Annotated in this window: 1 protein-coding gene; it reads left to right on the top strand. The window is 52.8% G+C overall.

Annotated features, from left to right (window positions below; genetic code table 11):
• On the top strand, positions 1 to 388 hold a 388-nt coding region (locus tag FY048_RS18995; RefSeq protein ID WP_446092175.1), incomplete at both ends, for an Ig-like domain-containing protein.

Genomic DNA, 388 nt, shown 5'->3' with positions numbered 1-388 from the left:
ACTGTGGTTGCAGGACCAGACGGCACATGGTCAGTAGCAAACCCGGGTGACTTGACTGACGGTCAAACGGTAACAGCAACAGCCACTGACCCTGCAGGCAATACCTCATTGCCAGGAACAGGTACAGTGTCTGCGGACATTACTGCACCTGTAGTTGCCCTCGATGATGTACTCACCAATGACAGCACTCCAGCACTCACGGGTACAGTGAATGATCCGACTGCGACTGTGGTGGTGACTGTGGATGGTGTGAACTATCCAGCAACCAACAATGGTGACGGCACCTGGACCCTTGCAGACAATAGCTTGCCTGCATTAACAGATGGTCCACATACCATTACCGTGACAGCAACTGACCCTGCAGGTAATGCAGGAACAGATACAGCTG

Source organism: Acinetobacter sp. 1124_18A (genome assembly GCF_052824995.1).
This window is presented reverse-complemented; position numbering and strand designations above follow the sequence as displayed.